This window comes from Variovorax sp. GW821-FHT09B01 (genome assembly GCF_059418345.1).
The window spans coordinates 159,594-180,398 of record NZ_JBWKPQ010000014.1 but is presented as its reverse complement, the minus strand read 5'-3'; the positions used below and the strand labels follow the sequence as shown (position 1 = coordinate 180,398).

The 20,805-nt window shown below is 68.3% G+C and carries 18 protein-coding genes and 1 pseudogene; 1 reads left to right on the top strand and 18 read right to left on the bottom strand.

Going from position 1 to position 20,805, the window contains the following annotated elements:
• Positions 1-35 precede the first annotated feature (35 nt).
• The 10 genes from hisB to AC07RV_RS30475 all read right to left on the bottom strand — a co-directional run bounded on the left by hisB (position 36) and on the right by AC07RV_RS30475 (position 8,417).
• Entirely contained in the window at positions 36-671 is a 636-nt protein-coding gene (gene hisB / locus AC07RV_RS30520) for an imidazoleglycerol-phosphate dehydratase HisB (protein ID WP_296783020.1), read from the bottom strand.
• On the bottom strand, positions 668-1,771 hold the full coding sequence (gene hisC / locus AC07RV_RS30515; RefSeq protein ID WP_296783022.1) for a histidinol-phosphate transaminase: 1,104 nt from the start codon (positions 1,769-1,771) through the stop codon (positions 668-670). The genes hisB and hisC overlap by 4 nt, the downstream gene beginning before the upstream one ends.
• 34 nt (positions 1,772-1,805) lie before the next feature.
• The gene (locus AC07RV_RS30510) at positions 1,806-2,165 is read right to left on the bottom strand and encodes a hypothetical protein (RefSeq protein WP_057596766.1); all 360 of its coding nucleotides are present in this window, start codon (positions 2,163-2,165) and stop codon (positions 1,806-1,808) included.
• An 8-nt stretch (positions 2,166-2,173) separates the two neighbouring features.
• Positions 2,174-3,016, bottom strand: a complete 843-nt coding sequence (locus AC07RV_RS30505; protein WP_296783025.1) for a hypothetical protein — start codon at positions 3,014-3,016, stop codon at positions 2,174-2,176.
• A gap of 68 nt (positions 3,017-3,084) precedes the next feature.
• A complete protein-coding gene (gene hisD / locus AC07RV_RS30500) occupies positions 3,085-4,455 on the bottom strand; it encodes a histidinol dehydrogenase (RefSeq protein WP_296783028.1) in 1,371 nt (456 codons plus the stop codon).
• Positions 4,456-4,478: 23 nt separating this feature from the next.
• Positions 4,479-5,120 carry an ATP phosphoribosyltransferase gene (gene hisG, locus AC07RV_RS30495; protein ID WP_057596768.1) on the bottom strand — a complete coding sequence of 214 codons (642 nt, stop codon included), beginning with the start codon at positions 5,118-5,120 and terminating at the stop codon, positions 4,479-4,481.
• The gene (murA, locus tag AC07RV_RS30490; RefSeq protein ID WP_296741234.1) at positions 5,117-6,400 is read right to left on the bottom strand and encodes a UDP-N-acetylglucosamine 1-carboxyvinyltransferase; all 1,284 of its coding nucleotides are present in this window, start codon (positions 6,398-6,400) and stop codon (positions 5,117-5,119) included. The genes hisG and murA overlap by 4 nt, the downstream gene beginning before the upstream one ends.
• 46 nt (positions 6,401-6,446) lie before the next feature.
• Positions 6,447-6,689 carry a BolA family protein gene (locus AC07RV_RS30485; protein WP_057596770.1) on the bottom strand — a complete coding sequence of 81 codons (243 nt, stop codon included), beginning with the start codon at positions 6,687-6,689 and terminating at the stop codon, positions 6,447-6,449.
• A gap of 19 nt (positions 6,690-6,708) precedes the next feature.
• Entirely contained in the window at positions 6,709-7,473 is a 765-nt protein-coding gene (locus AC07RV_RS30480) for an ABC transporter permease (RefSeq protein WP_261209832.1), read from the bottom strand.
• The gene (locus AC07RV_RS30475) at positions 7,470-8,417 is read right to left on the bottom strand and encodes an ABC transporter ATP-binding protein (RefSeq protein WP_057596772.1); all 948 of its coding nucleotides are present in this window, start codon (positions 8,415-8,417) and stop codon (positions 7,470-7,472) included. The genes AC07RV_RS30480 and AC07RV_RS30475 overlap by 4 nt, the downstream gene beginning before the upstream one ends.
• Positions 8,418-8,576: 159 nt before the next feature.
• Here AC07RV_RS30475 and AC07RV_RS30470 point away from each other — a divergent pair, with 159 nt between their 5' ends.
• Positions 8,577-10,157 carry a serine hydrolase domain-containing protein gene (locus AC07RV_RS30470; RefSeq protein ID WP_296783031.1) on the top strand — a complete coding sequence of 527 codons (1,581 nt, stop codon included), beginning with the start codon at positions 8,577-8,579 and terminating at the stop codon, positions 10,155-10,157.
• A gap of 15 nt (positions 10,158-10,172) precedes the next feature.
• Here the strand turns inward: AC07RV_RS30470 and AC07RV_RS30465 are convergent.
• The 8 genes and pseudogenes from AC07RV_RS30465 to AC07RV_RS30430 form a co-directional block, all read right to left on the bottom strand.
• A pseudogene (locus AC07RV_RS30465) lies at positions 10,173-10,463 on the bottom strand (STAS domain-containing protein); the annotation flags it as partial.
• A gap of 19 nt (positions 10,464-10,482) precedes the next feature.
• Positions 10,483-11,145: an MlaC/ttg2D family ABC transporter substrate-binding protein gene (locus tag AC07RV_RS30460; RefSeq protein WP_261209824.1), complete on the bottom strand. Its 663-nt coding sequence runs from the start codon at positions 11,143-11,145 to the stop codon at positions 10,483-10,485.
• 194 nt (positions 11,146-11,339) lie between these two features.
• A complete protein-coding gene (locus tag AC07RV_RS30455; protein ID WP_296783034.1) occupies positions 11,340-12,092 on the bottom strand; it encodes an MlaA family lipoprotein in 753 nt (250 codons plus the stop codon).
• A gap of 26 nt (positions 12,093-12,118) precedes the next feature.
• Positions 12,119-12,607 carry an outer membrane lipid asymmetry maintenance protein MlaD gene (gene mlaD, locus AC07RV_RS30450; RefSeq protein ID WP_057596777.1) on the bottom strand — a complete coding sequence of 163 codons (489 nt, stop codon included), beginning with the start codon at positions 12,605-12,607 and terminating at the stop codon, positions 12,119-12,121.
• Positions 12,608-12,646: 39 nt separating this feature from the next.
• Entirely contained in the window at positions 12,647-13,429 is a 783-nt protein-coding gene (mlaE, locus tag AC07RV_RS30445) for a lipid asymmetry maintenance ABC transporter permease subunit MlaE (RefSeq protein ID WP_296783038.1), read from the bottom strand.
• Positions 13,426-14,253, bottom strand: a complete 828-nt coding sequence (locus AC07RV_RS30440; RefSeq protein ID WP_296783041.1) for an ABC transporter ATP-binding protein — start codon at positions 14,251-14,253, stop codon at positions 13,426-13,428. The genes mlaE and AC07RV_RS30440 overlap by 4 nt, the downstream gene beginning before the upstream one ends.
• A 171-nt stretch (positions 14,254-14,424) precedes the next feature.
• Complete coding sequence (locus AC07RV_RS30435; protein WP_296783044.1) at positions 14,425-15,903, bottom strand: glutamate synthase subunit beta; 1,479 nt, start codon at positions 15,901-15,903, stop codon at positions 14,425-14,427.
• Positions 15,904-15,942: 39 nt separating this feature from the next.
• The gene (locus AC07RV_RS30430; protein WP_296783047.1) at positions 15,943-20,697 is read right to left on the bottom strand and encodes a glutamate synthase-related protein; all 4,755 of its coding nucleotides are present in this window, start codon (positions 20,695-20,697) and stop codon (positions 15,943-15,945) included.
• Between the last annotated feature and the right edge of the window lie 108 nt (positions 20,698-20,805).

The window sequence follows — 20,805 nt, the reverse complement described above, 5'->3', positions numbered from 1 at the left end:
GGAGCGTGCGATGGCACGCTGTTCCGCTTGCAGGATCAGAGCGAGCCCTTGGTCGAGGGAATGACGCCGGCCGAACGCGGATCGAGCTCGAGCGCGGCGCGCAGGGCGCGGGCGAAGGCCTTGAACACGGTCTCGCACTGGTGGTGCGCGTTGACGCCCTTGAGGTTGTCGATGTGCAGCGTGACGAAGGCGTGGTTCACGAAGCCCTGGAAGAACTCGTAGGTGAGCTGGCTGTCGAAGGCGCCGATCATCCCGCTGGTGAAGGGCACGTGCATCTCGAGGCCGGGCCGGCCCGAGAAGTCGATGACCACGCGGCTGAGCGCCTCGTCGAGCGGCACGTAGGCATGGCCGTAGCGGCGGATGCCCTTCTTGTCGCCCACGGCCTTGGCCACGGCCTGGCCCAGCGTGATGCCCACGTCTTCCACCGTGTGATGGCCGTCGATGTGCAGGTCGCCCTGGCAGTCGATCTCGAGGTCGATCAGCCCGTGGCGGGCGATCTGGTCGAGCATGTGGTCGAAGAAGCCGATGCCGGTGGCCAGCTTGGCGCGGCCGGTGCCGTCGAGGTTGACGCTGACGGTGATCTTCGTCTCGGCGGTATTGCGCGCGACCGTGGCGGTGCGCGCGGCGAAGGCGTCGGGGGTGGCCGCGGGAGCGGCTTGGGGGGTGGTCATAGTGAGGCTTCGAGCGCCGCGAGCATCCTGGCATTCTCGTCGGCCGTTCCGACGGTCAGGCGCAGGCAGTTCGCGAGCAGTTCGTGCATTTTAGAAACGTTCTTCACCAGCACCCCGCGCGCCTTCATGCCGTCGAAGGTGCGGGCGGCCCGATCTCCCTCTCCCAGTACGCGCAGCAGGATCATGTTGGCGTCGCTGGGCCAGACCTTGACGCCCGGCAGCCGGCCGAGCCCCATCATCAGCCGCTCGCGCTCCTCGCGGATCTGCTTCGCCTGGGCCTCGAACACCTCGGCATGCTCGAGCGCGAACAGCGCGCACTCGCAGTTCAGTACGCTGACGTTGTAGGGCGGGCGCACCTTGTCGATCTCGGCGATCAGCGCGGCCGGGCCCATCAGGTAGCCCAGCCGGATGCCGGCCAGGCCGAACTTGCTGAGGGTGCGCATCAGCAGCACGTGGCGGTGCTTCGCGAGGCGGTCGATGTAGCTGCGCGCGGCGAAGGGCTGGTAGGCCTCGTCGATCACCACCAGGCCGCCCTGCGCCCCCTGGGCCTCGACGATCCTCTCGAGCACCGCGTCGTCCCAGAGGTTGGCGGTCGGGTTGTTCGGGTACGCCAGGTAGACGATGGCCGGCTTCTCGCGCGCGATCGCGGCCAGCATGGCGGCCTCGTCGAGCTCGAAGTCGGCCGTGAGCGGCACGCCCACGAAGCGCAGGCCCTGGAGCTGGGCGCTCATGGCGTACATGACGAAGCCCGGCAGCGGTGCCAGCACGCTGGCACCCGGCAGGTCGCAGGCGATCGCGAGCAGCGAGATCAGCTCGTCCGAGCCGTTGCCCAGCACCAGCGAGAAGCCCTCGGGCAGGCGCGCCTGCGCGGCCAGCGCGCGCTGCAGGTCGGCGCCGCGCTCGCCCGGGTAGCGGTTGAGCGCCAGCGCGCCGAGCCGCGCGCCGAGTTCGGCCTGCAGCGCGGGCGGCAGGCCGAAGGGGTTCTCCATCGCGTCGAGCTTGACCAGGCCGCGCGCGTCCTGCACGGCATAGGCATGCATGGCGCGCACGTCGGCGCGGATGCGCTGGAGCGCGGGAACGGAGGCGGTGGTGTCGGACATCGGGGGACTCGGGGAAAACGGTCGATGGAAAAAATCAGGAAGCGCAGCGGAAGCTGTTCTGCAGCGCGGCCGACAGCACCAGCTGCACCGGCATGTCGGCCTCGTAGAGCTCGGCATTGCGCTTGAGCTCGGCCTCGAACAGCGAGCGTGCCATCGAGGGCTCGAGCCGGCGGCCGTCGACGCAGAACAGCGGCTTCTGGCCCGCGCGGCGCGCGGCATCGCCAGCCTCGCGCAGGCCCTCGAGCACGCCCACGAGGTAGTAGCTGGCGTAGGCCTTGCCCTGCTTCTTCTCCTTCACCTCGAGGGTGTGGAACTCGCGGATGCTCATGGCCTGCGCGCCCAGGCTGGCCGCGGCCAGCGCGAGCGGCAGCAGCAGGAGACGCGTGCGCTGCATGGCGGACCTCACTTCGCGTAGCGCGGCGGCGGCGCGTAGCCGGTCGCGCCGTCGGCCGGGAAGGCATTGGGCTGCGCGGCATCGGAGCCACGGCGCGGACGGCGCGGGGCGTCGGGCTGCGTGATCTCGAACAGCGCGGCGCCGAGGATGCCGATGTTGCGCGCGTCGCCGGCCTCGGTGTTGGCGGCATAGGCGCGGCCCGGCGTGGCGAAGCGGAAGGCCGCGACCTCGGACTGGCTCTTGCGGAAGCCCTCGATGTCGATCACCTGCAGCGGCCGCAGCACGTAGCCGCCGTTGCGCAGGCTGCCGGGCTTGCCGTTGAGCACGTCGAGGCCGTCGACCGTGGCGATCACCTCGTAGCTGCGGTCGCTGAGGTTGCGAAAGCGCAGCGTGTAGCGCGCGCCCTCGGCGCCCGCGAGGCGGAAGTTCTCGTCGCCACCGCTGCCGCGGCGCGCGCGCTGCAGCGGGATCGCGCGGCCCGATTCGTCGATCACCGACCATTCGACGTCGCCCTGCGCCAGCTGCAGGTTGAGCCGGCGCTCGGGGTTGGCGCCGACGCCGCGGCGCACGCTGGCGGCGTCGTTGTAGCCGATGGAGGCGACCTCGTCGGGCTGGTCGGGCGTGTAGCGCTGGACCTGCACGCTGCGCGTGTTCGATTCACGGCCCTCGCCCCACTGGGTGCCGAGGCGCGGCGCCGGTGCGGCGGCGGCGGCCGTGCTCGGCACCGCCTCGGCCTGGCTCTGGGTCTGGGTGCGCGGCATCGGGGTGCAGGCCACGAGCAGCGCGGCACCGGCCAGCAGGCCGAGGGCGAACTTGAACAGGCGCGAACGACGCAGACGTTGATTCATCATCAGGCTTGCTCCTCCCGAGCGGGTTGTGGACGGAAACGGAATCCGGACCGGACGCGCGGGCGCGCCCCTCAAACCTTGCGCAGCCGCATGCGCGCGGCCTCGGCGTGGCCCTGCAGGCCCTCGCCCTCGGCCAGCGTGACGGCGATCGGCCCGAGCACCTGGGCCCCGGCCTCGCTGACCTCGATCAGGCTCGAGCGCTTCTGGAAGTCGTACACGCCCAGCGGGCTCGAGAAACGCGCGGTGCCGCTGGTGGGCAGCACGTGGTTCGGGCCGGCGCAGTAGTCGCCGAGGCTCTCGCTGGTGAAGGCGCCGAGGAAGATCGCGCCGGCGTGGCGCAAGAGCGGCTCCCAGCGCTGCGGCTCGCTGCTGCTGACCTCGAGGTGTTCGGGCGCGATGCGGTTGCTGATCTCGCAGGCCTCTTCCATGCTCTTCGTGTGGATCAGCGCGCCGCGGCCGTTCAGTGAGGCGGCGATGATCGCCGCGCGCGGCATGGCCGGCAGCAGGCGGTCGATCTCGGCCTGCACGCGGTCGATGTAGGCGGCGTCGGGGCACAGCAGGATGCTCTGCGCGAGCTCGTCGTGCTCGGCCTGGCTGAACAGGTCCATCGCCACCCAGTCGGGCGGCGTGCTGCCGTCGGCCAGCACCAGGATCTCGCTCGGGCCCGCGATCATGTCGATGCCCACGGTGCCGAACACGCGGCGCTTGGCGGCGGCCACGTAGGCATTGCCGGGACCGGTGATCTTGTCGACCGCGGGAATGGTCGCGGTGCCGTAGGCCAGCGCGGCCACGGCCTGCGCGCCGCCGATGGTGAAGGCGCGCGTGACGCCGGCCACGTAGGCGGCCGCCAGCACCAGCACGTTGCGCTCGCCCTTGCCGGACGATTCGCCGCCGGCGCCGCCGGTGGCCACGCTGCCCTTCACTGGAGTCGGCACGACCATGATGATCTCGCCCACGCCGGCCACGTGGGCCGGAATCGCGTTCATCAGCAGGCTCGACGGATAGGCCGCCTTGCCGCCGGGCACGTAGATGCCGACGCGATCGAGCGGCGTGACCTTCTGGCCCAGCAGCGTGCCGTCGGCGTCGCGGTAGCTCCAGCTCTCGCCCGAGGCCTTCTTCTGCGCCTCGTGGTAGCTGCGCACGCGGTCGGCCGCGGCCTGCAGTGCCTCGCGTTGCACGGCGGGCAGCGAGTCGAAGGCCTGCTTGAAGTCGGCCTGCGTCAGCTCGAGCTCGCTCACGGCGGTGGCACCCAGGCCATCGAAGCGGCGCGTGTACTCGAGCACGGCCGCGTCGCCGCGCCCCTGCACGTCGGCCAGGATGTCGGCCACCGTCTTCTCGATCGCGGCATCGGCATCCGCGGACCAATGCAGCCGCGCCTTGAATTCAGCATCGAAGCTGGCTGAAGTCGTGGACAGTCGGGCGGGGGCTGCTTGCAGGGTCATTTGGCGAAGTGCGGTTCGAGGGATCAGGCGGAGGGAATGGCCGACGCGAAGGCGTCGATGATGCGGCGGATGGGTTCGCGCTTGAGCTTGAGCGCGGCCTGGTTGACGACCAGGCGCGCGCTGATGTCCATGATGCGCTCGACCTCGACCAGCTGGTTGGCCTTGAGCGTGTTGCCGGTCGAGACCAGATCGACGATGGCGTCGGCCAGGCCGGTCAGCGGCGCGAGCTCCATGCTGCCGTAGAGCTTGATCAGGTCGACGTGCACGCCCTTGCTGGCGAAGAAGTCGCGCGCCAGGCCCACGTACTTGGTCGCGACCTTGAGGCGCGAACCCTGGCGCACGGCCGAGGCGTAGTCGTAGTCGGCGCGCACGGCCACGCTGAGGCGGCAGGCGGCGATGCGCAGGTCGAGCGGCTGGTACAGGCCCTGGTTGCCGTGCTCGAGCAGCACGTCGAGGCCGGTCACGCCGAGGTCGGCGCCGCCGTACTGCACGTAGGTCGGCACGTCGGAGGCACGCACCAGCACCACGCGCACGTCGGGGCGGGTGGTGCCGAGAATCAGCTTCCGCGACTTCTCGGGGTCTTCCGTGACCTCGATGCCGGCGGCGGCCAGCAGCGGCATGGTCTCTTCGAAGATGCGGCCTTTGGAAAGCGCCAGGGTGATCATGCGATGGCTCCGGTCACGCGTTCGATGTCGGCACCCAGGCCGCGCAGCTTGGCTTCCATGCGGTCGTAGCCGCGGTCCAGGTGGTAGATGCGGTCGACCAGGGTCTCGCCCTCGGCCACCAGGCCGGCGATGACCAGGCTGGCCGAGGCGCGCAGGTCGGTCGCCATCACGGTGGCGCCAGAGAGCTGCTGCACGCCCTCGACCATCGCCACCTTGCCCTCGACGTGGATGCGCGCGCCCAGGCGCACCATCTCGTTCACGTGCATGAAGCGGTTCTCGAAGATGGTCTCGGTGACCATCGAGGCGCCGTGCGCGATCACGTTGAGCGCCATGAACTGCGCCTGCATGTCGGTCGGGAAGCCCGGGTATTCGGTGGTGCTGAAGCTCTGGGCCTCGAGCTGTTCGGCCCCCTTCGAGGCGATGCGGATGCCGTCCTGCTCGCAGCCCACTTCGCAGCCGGCGTCGCGCAGCTTGTCGATCACCGCGTCGAGGTGGTCGCCGCGCGCATGGCGCAGCAAGGCCTCGCCGCCCGCGACCGCCACGGCGCACAGGAAGGTGCCGGCCTCGATGCGATCGGCCACCACGGCGTGCTCGCAACCGTGCAGCTTCTCCACGCCCTGGATGCGGATGTGGCTGGTGCCGTGGCCCTCGATCTTCGCGCCCATGCGGATCAGCATCTCGGCCAGGTCGACGATCTCGGGCTCCTGCGCGGCGTTCTCGAGCAGCGTCTCGCCCTCGGCCAGCGCGGCGGCCATCAGGAAGTTCTCGGTACCGGTGACGGTCACCATGTCGGTCAGGATCCGCGCGCCCTTCAGGCGCGTGCGGCCGGCCGGCAGGCGCGCGACCATGTAGCCGTGCTCGACCACGATCTCGGCACCCATGGCCTGCAGGCCCTTGATGTGCTGGTCGACCGGCCGCGAGCCGATGGCGCAGCCGCCCGGCAGCGACACCTTGGCGTGGCCGAAGCGCGCCAGCAGCGGGCCCAGCGCCAGCACCGAGGCGCGCATGGTCTTCACGAGTTCGTACGGGGCCTCGGGGCGGGTCAGGTCGCCGGCGTTCAGGCGCACGGTGCCGTTGTCGTCGCGCTCGGCCGACACGCCCATGTTGCGCACCAGCTTGAGCATGGTCGACACGTCCTGCAGCCGCGGCACGTTGTGCAGCACCACGGGCTGGTCGGTCAGCAGGGCCGCGCAGAGCTCGGGCAGCGCGGCGTTCTTGGCGCCGGAAATGAGTACTTCGCCGCGGAGCTGGCGCCCGCCGCGAATCAGGAGTTTGTCCATCGAAGGTCCAGCGAGTGGCTCGCAAAGGGCCCGCAGGCCCGGAGAGTTATTTTTCAGCCGCCGCCCATTCGGACGGCGTGTAGGTCTTCATCGAGAGCGCATGCACCTCGTCGGTGTGCATTTTCGCACCGAGGGTGGCGTAGACCCGCTGATGGCGCTGGATCGAGCGCTTGCCCTCGAATTCGGCCGAGACGATGGTGGCGTACCAATGTCGGCCGTCGCCCTCGAGCGCGATGTGCTCGCACGGCAGGTGGGACTGGATGATGGCCTTGAGTTGGTCTGCGGTCATGGAGTGTGGGGTGGGCCGTTCAGCCTCGGATTTTGTAGCCGATCTTCAGCAGGTGGACGGCGATCGCGCTGACCACGAGCCAGGCGCTGCCGACGATCCCGAAGCTCAGCCATGGCGAGGCGTCGCTGACGCCGAAGAAGCCGTAGCGGAAGCCGTCGATCATGTAGAAGAAGGGGTTCAGGTGGCTCACCGACTGCCAGAACGGCGGCAGCGAGCCGATCGAATAGAACACGCCCGACAGGAAGGTCATGGGCATGATCAGGAAATTCTGGAACACGGCCATCTGGTCGAACTTCTCGGCCCAGAGACCGGCGATCAGGCCCAAGGTGCCGAGCATGGCCGAGCCGAGCAGCGCGAACACCAGGATCCAGACCGGCGCCGCGAAATCCGGCATGGCGAAGAAGATCGTGACCAGGAACACGCCGAGTCCCACCGCCAGCCCGCGGATCACCGACGAGCCCACGTAGGCCAGGAACCAGCCCCAGTGCGACAGCGGCGTGAGCAGCACGAACACGAGGTTGCCCATGATCTTGCTCTGGATGATCGAGGACGAGCTGTTGGCGAACGCGTTCTGCAGCACGCTCATCATCACCAGGCCCGGGATCAGGAAGGCGGTGTAGCCGACGGTGCCGTAGACCTTCACGTGGTCCTCGAGCACATGGCCGAACACCATCAGATAGAGCAGCGCGGTGAGCACCGGCGCGCCGACGGTCTGGAAGCCGACCTTCCAGAAGCGCAGCGTCTCCTTGTAGAGCAGCGCGCGCCAACCCGTGACAGCCATCATCGCGCGACCTCCAGCGGCGTCTGCTCGCCCGCCATCAGGTCGATGAACACGTCTTCCAGGTCGGCCTTGCGCATTTCCACGTCTTCCACCGCCACGCCGGCCTGCCGGATGGCGGCCAGCAGTTGTTCGACCTCGTGCGCGTTCTGCGCCGGCAGCTGCACGATGCGGCCCGTGATGCGCGCATGCTGGGCGATTTCCCAGGGCAGCATCGCATCGGTCTTGAAGCGCAGCACGTTGCTCGCGGCCGACTTCAGCAGCTCGCTGGTGCGGTCCAGCGCGATCACGCGCCCGAGCTTGAGCATCGCGATGCGGCTGCACAGCGCCTCGGCTTCCTCGAGGTAATGGGTGGTCAGCAACACCGTGCTGCCCTGCTTGTTGAGCCGCGCGACGAACTGCCACAGCGTCTGGCGCAGCTCGACGTCGACGCCCGCGGTGGGCTCGTCGAGCACGATCACCGGCGGCTTGTGCACCAGCGCCTGCGCCACCAGCACGCGGCGCTTCATGCCGCCCGAGAGCTGGCGCATGTTGGCGGTGGCCTTGTCGGCCAGGCCCAGGCTCTGCAGCAGCTCGTCGATCCAGGCCTCGTTGTTGGTGATGCCGAAGTAGCCCGACTGGATGCGCAGCGACTCGCGCACGTTGAAGAAGGGGTCGAACACCAGCTCCTGCGGCACGATGCCGAGCTGGCGGCGGGCCTGGGCGTAGTCGCGCTGCACGTCGAAGCCATGCACGCGGATCGACCCGGCGGTGGGCCGCGACAGGCCCGCGAGCATGCTGATCAGCGTGGTCTTGCCGGCCCCGTTGGGACCGAGCAGGCCGAAGAACTCGCCGGGCTCGATGTCGAAGCTGACCTCGTCGACCGCCCGCAGCCCGGTCTTGCCCTGGGCCCGCTGCTGTCGTGAGGGAGGATAGGTCTTGGAGACCGATTGGAATGAGATCGCGGGCATGGGAGGCCGGGATTTTAAGGGCGCGGGTCCTCCAGCGCAGTTCGTGCGGGAATGCAAGCCCGGCGGACCCTTAAGGACCGCGAGGCCGGTTGGGGTCAGAATCGCGCCCGACGCCGGGCGGGGCACCGCCACCGCCGGCCGTCGCAAGGAGCCCTCGTGATGCGATCGTTGCACCGTCCTCCCCGGCCCTGGCTGGCCGCCGGAGTCCTGGTTCTTGCAAGCCTGCTGTCCGCCTGCGGCGGTGGAGGCGGCGGTGGTGGGGGCGGCGGCCTGCCCATCGTCGGGGGCAACCCGCCGACCAACACCACGGCCGAACTGCCCTCGCGCGAGGCGCTGATCGCGCGCGCCCGGTCGCTGGAACTCGCCACCCCCTACGTGCCGCCGCCCGGCAATGTGCTCGAGCACAACACCTCGGGCTATGCCAAGGCGATGTGCTCGGCGGTCTTCATCACCGGGCTCGACCCGGACGTCGCCGCCGAGACCGTCGGCTACTTCGTCGGGCCCTATTCGGAGCGCAAGAAGGTCGGCAAGCCGGTGGTCGACCGCGCGAAGCGCGAAGTGCGCATCGCCATCCCGGGCGGGCCCACGCTGACCGCGCGCCAGTTCGGTTCGCAAGGCTGCGTGACGCTGCCGCCAGGGCGCGACGACGTCTTCTTCACCCCGCTGGAGGTCAAGAGCGCGCTGCCCGACCCGTCCACCCAGCCCTGGCCGATGGGCGACGTGCTGCCGAGCACCCCGTTCCCGCCCAACGTGAACATGACCAAGGTGAACCAGGCCGTGAGCGCCGCCTTCGGCGTGCCCGAGGCCTACACCTCGGCCTTCGTGGTCACGCACAAGGGGCGGATCCTCGCCGAGCGCTACATGCCGGGCATCGGCCCGACGACGCCGCTGGAGTCGTGGTCCATGGGCAAGAGCGTGGTGGCCACCATGATGGGCGTGCTGATCCGGCAGGGCGTCTACACCCTCGACCAGCCGGCACCGATCCCCGAGTGGCAGGGCGAAGGCGACGGCCGCCAGAAGATCCGCATCTCGGACCTGCTGCACATGTCGAGCGGGCTGCGCATCAAGGCACCCGACGATCCGGACTTCGACCCGAACGGCACCTACCCCGACCACATCTACTTCTACACGGGGCGCATCAACGCCTTCAACTACGCCGCCACGCGGCCCCAGCAGTGGCAGCCCAACCTCGTGGGCCGCTACCGCAACACCGATCCCGTGCTGGCCAGCTACCTGGTGCGCCTCGCGGTCGAGAAGCGCGGCGAGGAGTACCTCTCGTTCCCGCAGCGCGAGCTGTTCGACCGGATCGGCATCCGCTCGATGGTGCTGGAGACCGATCCCTACGGCAACTTCCTGGCACAGGGCTACGACTTCATGTCGGGCCGCGACTGGGCGCGGCTGGCCAACCTGTACCTGCAGGACGGCGTCTGGAACGGCGAGCGCATCCTGCCCGAGGGTTTCGTGAATTTCGTGCGCACCGTGGCGCCAGGCTGGGCGGCCGACAAGCGACCGATCTACGGCGGCTTCTTCTGGCTCAACGGGACGATGAACAACACCACAGCGTTCCCGGTGCCGACCTCGGCCTACTACATGCTGGGCGCGGACGGACAGGTGGTGCTGATCGTGCCCTCGCACGACCTGGTGGTGGTGCGCATCGGGCACTCGAAGGGCGCGCCGGCCTATGGCCGGCCGCTGAACGATGCGTTGAAGCTGCTGATGGAGGCGATTCCCGCCTCCTGAGGATGAGGAGCGCCCTCAGGGCGCGGCCGGCAGCAGTCCGGCGATGCCGTAGAGCGCCGCCAGCTCGCGCAGCCGCGGCGACAGGCCCTTCACCGCGAAGCCGCGCCCGAGCGCGCTGGCCTCGCGGCGGCATTCGAGCAGCACCGCCAGCGCCGACGAGTCGAACTGCACCAGCGCGCTGGCGTCGACCACGGTGGCGGAGGCGTCGCCCTGACCGGCGAGGCCCTTCTGCAGCATGCGCATGCAGGCGGGCGCCTCGTCGTGCGTGAGCTTCGTCGGCAGGACCAGCATGGCCTCGGCTCCTTCTCGATGGGCCCGGCCGGGCTCAGCCCTTGCCGCCGCCCTTGTTGCGGGCCGCCAGCGCGGTGATCAGGCCGTCGATGCCGCGGGCGTTGATCTCCTGCGAGAACTGGGTGCGGTAGGTATCGACCAGCCACACGCCGAGCACATTGAGGTTGTAGACCTTCCAGCCGCCGCCCTGGCCGGGCGTCTTCTCGAGGCGGTAGTCGAGCTGGACCGGGTCGCCGCGGCCGCGGACCTCGGTGCGCACCAGCACTTCCTTGTCGTCGGGCGAACCGCGGTACGGGCGCACCGTGACGGTCTGGTCGCTCACCTGGTCGAGCGCGCCGGCATAGGTGCGCACCAGCAGGGTCTTGAACTCTTCCTGCAGGCGCTTCTGCTGCTCGGGCGTGGCCTGGCGCCAGGCCGGGCCGACGGCCGAGGCGGTCATGCGCTGGAAGTTGACGTTCGGCATGATCTTGCTGTCGACCAGCAGCATGATCTTGTTGACGTCGCCGGCCTTGATCGAGGTGTCGGCCTTGATGGTCTCGAGCACGTCGGTCGACAGCCGCTTGACCAGCGCGTCGGGCGCTTCGTCCGCGGCCTGCGCGGGGCGCACGAAGGCGACGCCGGCGCCGATCAGCAGCGCGCCGGCCAGCACCAGGCGGCCGAGGCTGCGTCGTTGAATCAAGGTCTGGGTTTTTGTCATGATCGTGAGTCCCTCTGGTTGAATCTGCCGCGCGGCCCTTCGAAAAAGAGAGCAGCCGCGCCAAGTCTGGAACGGTTTCGACAGGCTACCGGCCTACCGGGTTCCTGAACGTCGGATGAAGCCTGCAACCGGATGCAAGCGAAGGCCGTGGCCTCCTGACCTCGAAAAGCCGCGCTCCGGGCAGCGGCAAAGGCCTACTTGCCGTCGCCGCCCTTGGCGCCGTCCTTGGGGTCGATGTCCTCGCGCTCGTCGGGCGGGTTGCCGTCGTAGATGTCGCTGCGGCGGTGCTGCAGGTACGCGTCGCGCGTGAAGGTGTACTTGTCGAGCGCCGCATCGTCGAGCAGGCGGCCGGCGCGCAGGTACTTGGCACGGGTGTCGACCAGGTTCAACACGTTGAGCGAATTGCGCCACGCCACGTCGTTCATGTGCGAGATCGGATCGCCCCAGCGGTCCACCGGCAGCGCCGCGGCATCGCGCACGGTCGAGGGGCCGAGCAGCGGCAGCACGAGGTACGGACCCGAACCCACGCCCCAGTAGCCGAGCGTCTGGCCGAAATCCTCGTCGTGGCGGTCGATGCCCGCCTCGGTGGCGATGTCGAGCAGGCCGCCGAGACCGAAGATCGTGTTGACGTTCAAACGCATGAAGGTCTGGGCGCTGTTCTGCACCTTGCCCTGCGCGACGTTGTTGGCGAGGTTCCAGACGTCGCCCACGTTGTTGAAGAAGTTGGTGACACCGGTGCGCACCAGCGAAGGCAGCACGCGGGTATAGGTGGTGGCCACCGGCACGAGCACGTTCTCGTCGACGGTGTCGTTGAAGCGGGTCACGCCTCGGTTGAAGGGCTCGAACGGGTCGAGCGGATTGGCCTGCGGGCCGGTGGCGCATGCGGCGAGCACCGACAGAAGAGCAGAAATGCCCATCCAGCGGGCATAGGTCGCTATGTTCTTCATAGCATTCGACATGGGGTGACGGTTTTTCATTTCTTGTTGGTGTTGGCCGGCGTGGAACTCCCCTCGGCGGCCTTGCTGTAGAGGAACTGGCTGATCAGGTTCTCGAGCACCACCGCCGATTGGGTGGCGGTGATCGTGTCGCCGGCCTGCAGGTTCTTCTCCTCGACACCCGCCTCGATCCCGATGTACTGCTCGCCGAGCAGGCCACTGGTGAGGATCTTCAGCGAACTGTCCTTGGGAAAACTGTAACGGTTTTGCAAAGCCAGCGTCACGTCGGCCTGAAATGTCTTGTCGTTGAACGAGATCGATTGCACGCGGCCGATCACCACGCCGGCGCTCTTGACGGCCGTCTGCGGCTTGAGGCCGCCGATGTTGTCGAAGCGCGCGGTGACGGTATAGGTCTTCTGGAAGTTCAGGCTCAGCAGATTGGCCGACTGCAGCGCGAGGAACAGCAGCCCGGCCGCCCCGAGCAGCACGAACAGGCCGACCCAGATGTCGTTGTTGGAACGTTGCATGGTTGCACTCTCTATCTAGAACGATCGGGGCGAGCCCCTTCAGATACTGAACATCATGGCGGTGAGCAGGAAATCGAGCCCCAGCACCGACAGCGAGGCCGCCACCACGGTGCGGGTGGTGGCGCGCGACACGCCCTCGGGCGTGGGCTGCGCCTCGTAGCCCTGCAGCAACGCAATGAAAGTCACGGTGAAGCCGAACACGATGCTCTTGATGACGCCGTTGCCGACATCGCGCCAGACATCGACGCCCGCCTGCATCTGGCCCCAGAACGCGCCGGGATCGACGCCGAGCATCAGCACGCCCACCACGTAGCCGCCGAGGATGCCGACCGCGCTGAACACGGCCGCCAGCAGCGGCATGGTGATCACGCCGGCCCAGAAGCGCGGCGCGAGGATGCGCTGCACCGGGTCGACCGCCATCATCTCCATGGCGCTGAGCTGCTCGCCGGCCTTCATGAGGCCGATCTCGGCCGTGAGCGAAGTACCGGCGCGGCCCGCGAACAGCAGCGCCGCCACCACCGGCCCGAGCTCGCGCACCAGGCTCAGCGTGACCAGCAGGCCGAGCGCCTCGGAAGAACCGTAGCGCTGCAGCGCGTAGTACATCTGCAGGCCGAGCACGAAGCCCACGAACAGCCCCGACACCGCGATGATCGCGAGCGAGTAGTTGCCGAGGAAATGGATCTGGTCGCGCACCAGCGCGAAGCGGCGCAGGCTGCGCGAGCCCTGGAAGGCCAGCCGCATGAACAGCTTGGCGCCATAGCCGAGGTCGGACAGCTTGCTGCGCACGGCGAAGCCGACGTCGCGCGGATTCAACCAGCTCATGGATGGCCTCCGTGCGCGGGGCCGAAGTCTTCCTCGATGCCGACGCCCGGATAGTGGAAGCGCACCGGACCGTCGGGCAGCGCATGCACGAACTGGTGCACCAGCGGATCGCTGCTGTTGCGCACCTCGTCGGGCGTGCCCTGCGCGGCGATGCCGCCGTTGGCGAGCACGATCACCTGGTCGGCGATGCGGAAGGTTTCCTCCACGTCGTGCGACACGATGATGCTGGTGAGCCCCAGCGTGTCGTTGAGCTGGCGGATCAGCCGCGCCGCGGTGCCGAGCGAGATCGGGTCGAGGCCGGCGAAGGGTTCGTCGTACATCACGAAGTCGGGGTCGAGCGCGATCGCGCGCGCCAGCGCCACGCGCCGCGCCATGCCGCCCGAGACTTCGCTGGGCAGCAGGTCGCGCGCGCCGCGCAGGCCGACGGCGTCGAGCTTCATCAGCACGATGTCGCGCACCAGCGCTTCGGGCAGTTCGGTGTGTTCGCGCAGCGGAAAGGCCACGTTGTCGAGCACGCTCATGTCGGTGAACAACGCGCCGAACTGGAACAGCATGCCCATGCGGCGCCGCGCGGCATAGAGCGCGGCGGAGTCCATGCGGCCGACGTCCTGGCCGTCGAACAGCACCTCGCCGCGCTGGGCGCGCTGCTGGCCGCCGATCAGGCGCAGCACGGTGGTCTTGCCGCCGCCCGAGGCGCCCATGAGTGCCGTGACCTTGCCGCGCGGCAGCGAGAACGAGACGCCATCGAGGATCGCGCGCGCGCCATAACCGAAGCGAACGTCGCGAAACTCTACGAAGGGCTGTGGCTGTGCGGCTGGGTCCATCTCAATAAAAAAGCCGGGCGCCCTGAGGAGGCATCCCGGCATGCGGTTTCCGCGGATGATAAAGGAGCCGCGAGAAGCCCCGCCGAATTGAAACAAATTTCAGCCGTGGCAGCCTGCTCCGTTTGGAGGAGAAGCCCGCCGCCCCGGAGACGGCGGGCGCGGTGCCCGGAATCAGCGCGGCAGGTCGCTGAAGCCCATCAGGAACTCGTCGACCGAGCGCGCGGCCTGGCGGCCCTCGCGGATCGCCCAGACCACCAGCGACTGGCCACGGCGCATGTCGCCGGCGGCAAAGACCTTCGGCACGTTGGTGGCATAGCCACCGATGAAGTCGACGCTGGCCTTCGCATTCCCGCGCGCATCCTTCTCGACGCCGAAGGCATCGAGCACGGTCGCCACGGGGCTCACGAAGCCCATCGCGAGCAGCACGAGGTCGGCCTTGAGCACCTGCTCGCTGCCGGCCACTTCCTGCATCTTGCCGTCCTTCCATTCGACGCGAACGGTCTTCAGGCCGGTGATCTTGCCCTTCTCGCCGATGAACTCCTTCGTGGAGATCGCGAACTCGCGCTCGCAGCCCTCGTCGTGGCTGGAGCTGGTGCGCAGCTTGATCGGCCAGTACGGCCAGGTCAGCGGGCGGTTCTCTTCCTCGGGCGGCTGCGGCATCAGCTCGAACTGCGTGACGCTCACGGCGCCATGGCGGTTGCTGGTGCCCACGCAGTCGGAGCCGGTGTCGCCACCGCCGATCACGATCACGTGCTTGCCATCGGCGCGCAGCTGGCCCTTGACCTTGTCGCCCGCGTTGACGCGGTTCTGCTGCGGCAGGAACTCCATCGCGAAATGGATGCCGTCGAGGTCGCGGCCGGGCACGGGCAGGTCACGCGACTGCTCGGCGCCGCCGGTCAGCAGCACGGCGTCGAAGTCCTTCTGCAGCTGCTCGGGCGTGACACTTTCCTTGGCCAGGTTGATGACCTTCGAGCCCTTGCCCAGCGGATCCTTGGCGGCGCCGACGACCACGCCGGTGCGGAACACCACGCCCTCGGCCTTCATCTGCTCGACGCGGCGATCGATGTGCGACTTCTCCATCTTGAAGTCGGGGATGCCGTAGCGCAACAGGCCGCCGATGCGGTCGTTCTTCTCGAACAGCGTCACGTCGTGGCCCGCGCGCGCGAGCTGCTGGGCAGCGGCCATGCCGGCCGGGCCCGCGCCCACCACGGCGACCTTCTTGCCGGTCTTGTGCTTGGCCGCGCGCGGCGCGACCCAGCCTTCGTCCCAGGCGCGGTCGATGATGGCGTGCTCGAGCGACTTGATGCCGACCGCGTCGTCGTTCACGTTGAGCACGCAGGCCGCCTCGCAGGGCGCGGGGCAGATGCGGCCGGTGAACTCGGGGAAGTTGTTGGTCGAGTCGAGCACCGCGAAGGCGTTGCGCCAATCGTTGCGGTACACCAGGTCGTTGAAGTCCGGAATGATGTTGTTGACCGGGCAGCCGCTGTTGCAGAACGGCGTGCCGCAGTCCATGCAGCGCGCGCCCTGCACCTTCGCCTGGTCGGTGTCCAGGCCGACGACGAATTCCTTGTAGTGCTTGAGCCGCTCCTCGACCGGGCGATAGCCCTCCTCGATGCGCTCATGCTCCAGAAAACCGGTGATCTTTCCCATCGTGCTGTTCCTTCGTTGTGTCTTCGTTCACCCGCGCCTTCAGGCGGCGGCCGGCACCGTCTTGGACGCGGCGGCGATCGCATGCGGCTCGAGCCCGACATGCGCGTTGTTGCCGGTGCTGGTGAGCTCGACCTTGCGGTCGTGCAGCTCGGCCAGGGCGCGCTTGTACTCGTTGGGGAAGACCTTGACGAACTTGGTGCGCGACACGGCCCAGGTGTCGAGCAGCTCGCGCGCGCGCTTGCTGCCGGTCCAGCGGTGGTGGTCCTCGAGCAGCTTCTTCAGCTGGGCCTCGTCGGTCTCGCCGCCGTGCCAGATCTTGCGGTGCACGCTGGCGGTCTGCTCGGCCGAGGTCAGCACCTTGTCGAGCGAGACCATCGCCATGTTGCAGCGCGAGGCGAACTGGCCATCCTCGTCGTAGACGAAGGCCACGCCGCCGCTCATGCCGGCCGCGAAGTTGCGCCCGGTCTTGCCGAGCACGGCCACCGTGCCGCCGGTCATGTACTCGCAGCCATGGTCGCCCGTGCCTTCGATGACCGCCGTGGCGCCCGACAGGCGCACCGCGAAGCGCTCGCCGGCCACGCCGCACAGGTAGGCCTCGCCGGTGGTCGCGCCGTACAGCGCGGTGTTGCCGACGATGGTGTTGCGCGCGGCCTCGCCGCGGAAGTCGAGGCTGGGGCGCACCACCACGCGGCCGCCCGACAGGCCCTTGCCGGTGTAGTCGTTGGCGTCGCCGATCAGGTACAGCGTGATGCCGCGCGCCAGGAAGGCACCGAACGACTGGCCGCCCGTGCCCTCGAGCTGGATGCGGATCGAGTCGTCGGGCAGGCCCTGCGGATGCACCTTGGTCAGCGCGCCCGAGAGCATCGCGCCCACCGAGCGGTTGACGTTGCGCGCCACCTCGATGAACTGCACCTTCTCGCCCTTGTCGATCGCGGGACGCGACTTCTCGATCAGCCGGACGTCGAGCGCCTTGTCGAGGCCGTGGTCCTGGTTCTCGACATGGAAGCGCGAGACGTCGGCCGGCACGTTCGGCAGCGCGAACAGGCGGCTGAAGTCGAGGCCCGAGGCCTTCCAGTGCTCGATGCCCTTGCGCATGTCGAGCAGGTCGGCGCGGCCGATCATGTCGTCGAACTTGCGGATGCCGAGCTGGGCCATGATCTGGCGCACTTCCTCCGCGACGAAGAAGAAGTAGTTGACGACGTGCTCGGGCTTGCCCGAGAACTTCTTGCGCAGCACCGGGTCCTGCGTGGCCACGCCCACCGGGCAGGTGTTGAGGTGGCACTTGCGCATCATGATGCAGCCCTCGACCACCAGCGGCGCGGTGGCGAAGCCGAACTCGTCGGCGCCCAGCAGCGCGCCGATGGCGACGTCGCGGCCGGTCTTCATCTGGCCGTCGGCCTGCACGCGGATGCGGCTGCGCAGGCGGTTGAGCACCAGCGTCTGCTGGGTCTCGGCCAGGCCGATTTCCCACGGGCTGCCCGCATGCTTGATCGACGACCAGGGCGAGGCGCCCGTGCCGCCGTCATGGCCGGCGATCACGACGTGGTCGCTCTTGCACTTGGCCACGCCCGCGGCGATGGTGCCGACGCCGATCTCGCTGACCAGCTTCACGCTGATGCTGGCGTGCGGCGCGGTGTTCTTCAGGTCGTGGATCAGCTGGGCCAGGTCCTCGATCGAATAGATGTCGTGGTGCGGCGGTGGCGAGATCAGGCCCACGCCCGGCACCGCGTAGCGCTGCTTGCCGATGTACTCGGTGACCTTGCCGCCCGGCAGCTGGCCGCCCTCGCCCGGCTTCGCGCCCTGGGCCATCTTGATCTGGATCTGGTCGGCCGAATGCAGGTACTCGGCCGTGACGCCGAAGCGGCCCGAGGCCACCTGCTTGATGCGCGAGCGCAGCGAGTCGCCGTCCTTCAACGGCAGGTCGACCTCGACGTTCTCGGCACCGATCACGCTGCGCAGCGTGTCGCCCTGCTTGATCGGGATGCCCTTGAGTTCGTTGCGGTAGCGCGCGGGGTCCTCGCCGCCTTCGCCGGTGTTGCTCTTGCCGCCGATGCGGTTCATGGCCACGGCCAGCACCGAGTGCGCCTCGGTGCTGATCGAGCCCAGCGACATCGCGCCGGTGGCGAAGCGCTTGACGATCTCGGCAGCCGACTCGACCTCGTCGACCGGAATCGCCTTCGCCGGATCGATCCTGAACTCGAACAGGCCGCGCAGCGTGAGGTGGCGGCGGTTCTGGTCGTTGATGAGTTGGGCGTATTCCTTGTACGTGTTCCAGTTGTTGGCGCGCGTGCTGTGCTGCAGCTTGGCGATCGCGTCGGGCGTCCACATGTGCTCCTCGCCGCGCGTGCGCCAGGCGTATTCGCCGCCGGCGTCGAGCATGTTCGAGAGCACCGGGTCGTCGCCGAAGGCGGCCTTGTGCATGCGGATGGCTTCCTCGGCGATCTCGAACACGCCGATGCCTTCCACGCGGCTGGCCGTGCCGGTGAAGTACTTGCTGACGGTCTCGCTGTTCAGGCCGATGGCCTCGAACAGCTGGGCGCCGCAGTAGCTCATGTAGGTGCTGACGCCCATCTTCGACATGATCTTCGACAGACCCTTGCCGATCGCCTTCACGTAGTTGTAGATCGCCTTCTCGGCGCTCAGCGCGCCCGGCAGGTCGGCATGCATGCCGGCCAGGGTGTCCATCGCGAGGTAGGGATGAACCGCCTCGGCGCCGTAGCCCGCGAGCACGGCGAAGTGGTGCACCTCGCGCGCCGAGCCGGTCTCCACCACCAGGCCGGCCGTGGTGCGCAGGCCCTCGCGCACCAGGTACTGGTGCACGGCCGACAGCGCCAGCACGGCGGGGATCGCGACCTGCGTCGGGCCGACGCCGCGGTCGCTCACGATCAGGATGTTGTGGCCGCCCTTGATGGCATCGACGGCTTCGGCGCACAGCGAGGCCAGCTTGGCTTCGACGCCTTCGTCGCCCCAGGCGAGCGGGTAGGTGATGTCGAGCACGTAGCTCTTGAACTTGCCCTGCGTGTACTTGCCGATGTCGCGCAGCTTCGCCATGTCGGCGAAGTCGAGGATCGGCTGGCTCACCTCGAGCCGCATCGGCGGGTTGACCTGGTTGATGTCGAGCAGGTTGGGCTTCGGGCCGATGAAGGACACCAGCGACATCACGATGGCTTCGCGGATCGGGTCGATCGGCGGGTTCGTGACCTGGGCGAACAGCTGCTTGAAGTAGTTGTACAGCGGCTTGTTCTTGCTCGAGAGCACGGCCAGCGGGCTGTCGTTGCCCATCGAGCCGATGCCCTCTTCGCCGGCCTGCGCCATCGGGCTCATTAGGAACTTGATGTCTTCCTGGGTGTAGCCGAAGGCCTGCTGGCGGTCGAGCAGCGCGACCTGCGAGATCGGCGCGGCCACCGGCTCGGCCTGCACGCTGTCGAGCTTGATGCGCAGGTTCTCGATCCACTGCTTGTAGGGCTTGCTGTTGGCGAGGGTGGCCTTGACCTCCTCGTCGTCGATCATGCGGCCCTGCTCGAGGTCGATCAGGAACATCTTGCCGGGCTGCAGGCGCCACTTGCGCACGATCTTCTGCTCGGGCACGGGCAGCACGCCCGACTCGGAGGCCATGATGACCAGGTCGTCGTCGGTCACGCAGTAGCGCGAGGGACGCAGGCCATTGCGGTCGAGCGTGGCGCCGATCTGGCGGCCGTCGGTGAACACGATCGAGGCCGGGCCGTCCCAGGGCTCGAGCATGGCGGCGTGGTACTCATAGAACGCGCGGCGGCGCGGGTCCATGGTGCTGTGCTGTTCCCAGGGCTCGGGAATCATCATCATCACGGCCTGGCTGATCGGGTAGCCGGCCATCGTCAGCAGCTCGAGGCAGTTGTCGAAGGTGGCGGTGTCGGACTGGCCGGCGAAGCTGATCGGGTAGAGCTTCTGCAGGTCGGGGCCCAGCACGGGCGAGGACATCACGCCCTCGCGCGCCTTCATCCAGTTGTAGTTGCCCTTGACGGTGTTGATTTCGCCGTTGTGCGCGACGTAGCGGTACGGGTGGGCCAGCGGCCACTCGGGGAAGGTGTTGGTCGAGAAGCGCTGGTGCACCAGGCCCAGGGCCGAGACGCAGCGCTTGTCCTGCAGGTCGAGGTAGTAGGTGCCGACCTGGTCGGCGAGCAGCAGGCCCTTGTAGACCACGGTGCGGCTCGACATGCTCGGAACGTAGTATTCCTTGCTGTGCTTGAGCTTCAGGCGCTGGATGTTGGCGCTCGCGGTCTTGCGGATCACGTAGAGCTTGCGTTCCAGCGCGTCCTGCACGATCACGTCGTTGCCGCGGCCGATGAAGACCTGGCGCAGCAGCGGTTCCTTTTCGCGCACGGTGGGCGACATCGGCATGTCGCGGTTGACCGGCACGTCGCGCCAGCCCAGCAGCACCTGGCCTTCGGCCTTGATCGCGCGTTCCATTTCCTGCTCGCAGGCCTGGCGCGAGGCGTGTTCCTTCGGCAGGAAGATCATGCCGACGCCGTACTCGCCCGGTGGGGGCAGCGTGACGCCCTGCTTGGCCATCTCGTCGCGGTACAGGTGGTCGGGCAGCTGGATCAGGATGCCGGCGCCGTCGCCCATCAGCTTGTCCGCGCCCACCGCGCCGCGATGGTCGAGGTTCTCGAGGATCTTCAAGCCCTGCAGCACGATGGCGTGGCTCTTCTCGCCCTTGATGTGGGCCACGAAGCCGACGCCGCAGGCATCGTGCTCGTCGGCACCGGAATACAGACCGTGTTGTTGGAGATGTTGAATCTCGGCAGCCGTCGTCATGGCGCACTCCTTCAGTTTTCGCAGGGATTGGGAGCATATTGCGATGCACAAAGAATGCCAAACACTTTAATAAGGGTCAGATTCCGATTAAATCTTGAGTTTTCTTGT

What these genes read in the sequence shown, in the direction of transcription:
- hisB (WP_296783020.1), bottom strand. Translation starts at nt 671, where the DNA reads ATGACCACCCCCCAAGCCGCTCCCGCGGCCACCCCCGACGCCTTCGCC.
- hisC (WP_296783022.1), bottom strand. Translation starts at nt 1,771, where the DNA reads ATGTCCGACACCACCGCCTCCGTTCCCGCGCTCCAGCGCATCCGCGCC.
- AC07RV_RS30510 (WP_057596766.1), bottom strand. Translation starts at nt 2,165, where the DNA reads ATGCAGCGCACGCGTCTCCTGCTGCTGCCGCTCGCGCTGGCCGCGGCC.
- AC07RV_RS30505 (WP_296783025.1), bottom strand. Translation starts at nt 3,016, where the DNA reads ATGATGAATCAACGTCTGCGTCGTTCGCGCCTGTTCAAGTTCGCCCTC.
- hisD (WP_296783028.1), bottom strand. Translation starts at nt 4,455, where the DNA reads ATGACCCTGCAAGCAGCCCCCGCCCGACTGTCCACGACTTCAGCCAGC.
- hisG (WP_057596768.1), bottom strand. Translation starts at nt 5,120, where the DNA reads ATGATCACCCTGGCGCTTTCCAAAGGCCGCATCTTCGAAGAGACCATG.
- murA (WP_296741234.1), bottom strand. Translation starts at nt 6,400, where the DNA reads ATGGACAAACTCCTGATTCGCGGCGGGCGCCAGCTCCGCGGCGAAGTA.
- AC07RV_RS30485 (WP_057596770.1), bottom strand. Translation starts at nt 6,689, where the DNA reads ATGACCGCAGACCAACTCAAGGCCATCATCCAGTCCCACCTGCCGTGC.
- AC07RV_RS30480 (WP_261209832.1), bottom strand. Translation starts at nt 7,473, where the DNA reads ATGATGGCTGTCACGGGTTGGCGCGCGCTGCTCTACAAGGAGACGCTG.
- AC07RV_RS30475 (WP_057596772.1), bottom strand. Translation starts at nt 8,417, where the DNA reads ATGCCCGCGATCTCATTCCAATCGGTCTCCAAGACCTATCCTCCCTCA.
- AC07RV_RS30470 (WP_296783031.1), top strand. Translation starts at nt 8,577, where the DNA reads ATGCGATCGTTGCACCGTCCTCCCCGGCCCTGGCTGGCCGCCGGAGTC.
- AC07RV_RS30460 (WP_261209824.1), bottom strand. Translation starts at nt 11,145, where the DNA reads ATGACAAAAACCCAGACCTTGATTCAACGACGCAGCCTCGGCCGCCTG.
- AC07RV_RS30455 (WP_296783034.1), bottom strand. Translation starts at nt 12,092, where the DNA reads ATGAAGAACATAGCGACCTATGCCCGCTGGATGGGCATTTCTGCTCTT.
- mlaD (WP_057596777.1), bottom strand. Translation starts at nt 12,607, where the DNA reads ATGCAACGTTCCAACAACGACATCTGGGTCGGCCTGTTCGTGCTGCTC.
- mlaE (WP_296783038.1), bottom strand. Translation starts at nt 13,429, where the DNA reads ATGAGCTGGTTGAATCCGCGCGACGTCGGCTTCGCCGTGCGCAGCAAG.
- AC07RV_RS30440 (WP_296783041.1), bottom strand. Translation starts at nt 14,253, where the DNA reads ATGGACCCAGCCGCACAGCCACAGCCCTTCGTAGAGTTTCGCGACGTT.
- AC07RV_RS30435 (WP_296783044.1), bottom strand. Translation starts at nt 15,903, where the DNA reads ATGGGAAAGATCACCGGTTTTCTGGAGCATGAGCGCATCGAGGAGGGC.
- AC07RV_RS30430 (WP_296783047.1), bottom strand. Translation starts at nt 20,697, where the DNA reads ATGACGACGGCTGCCGAGATTCAACATCTCCAACAACACGGTCTGTAT.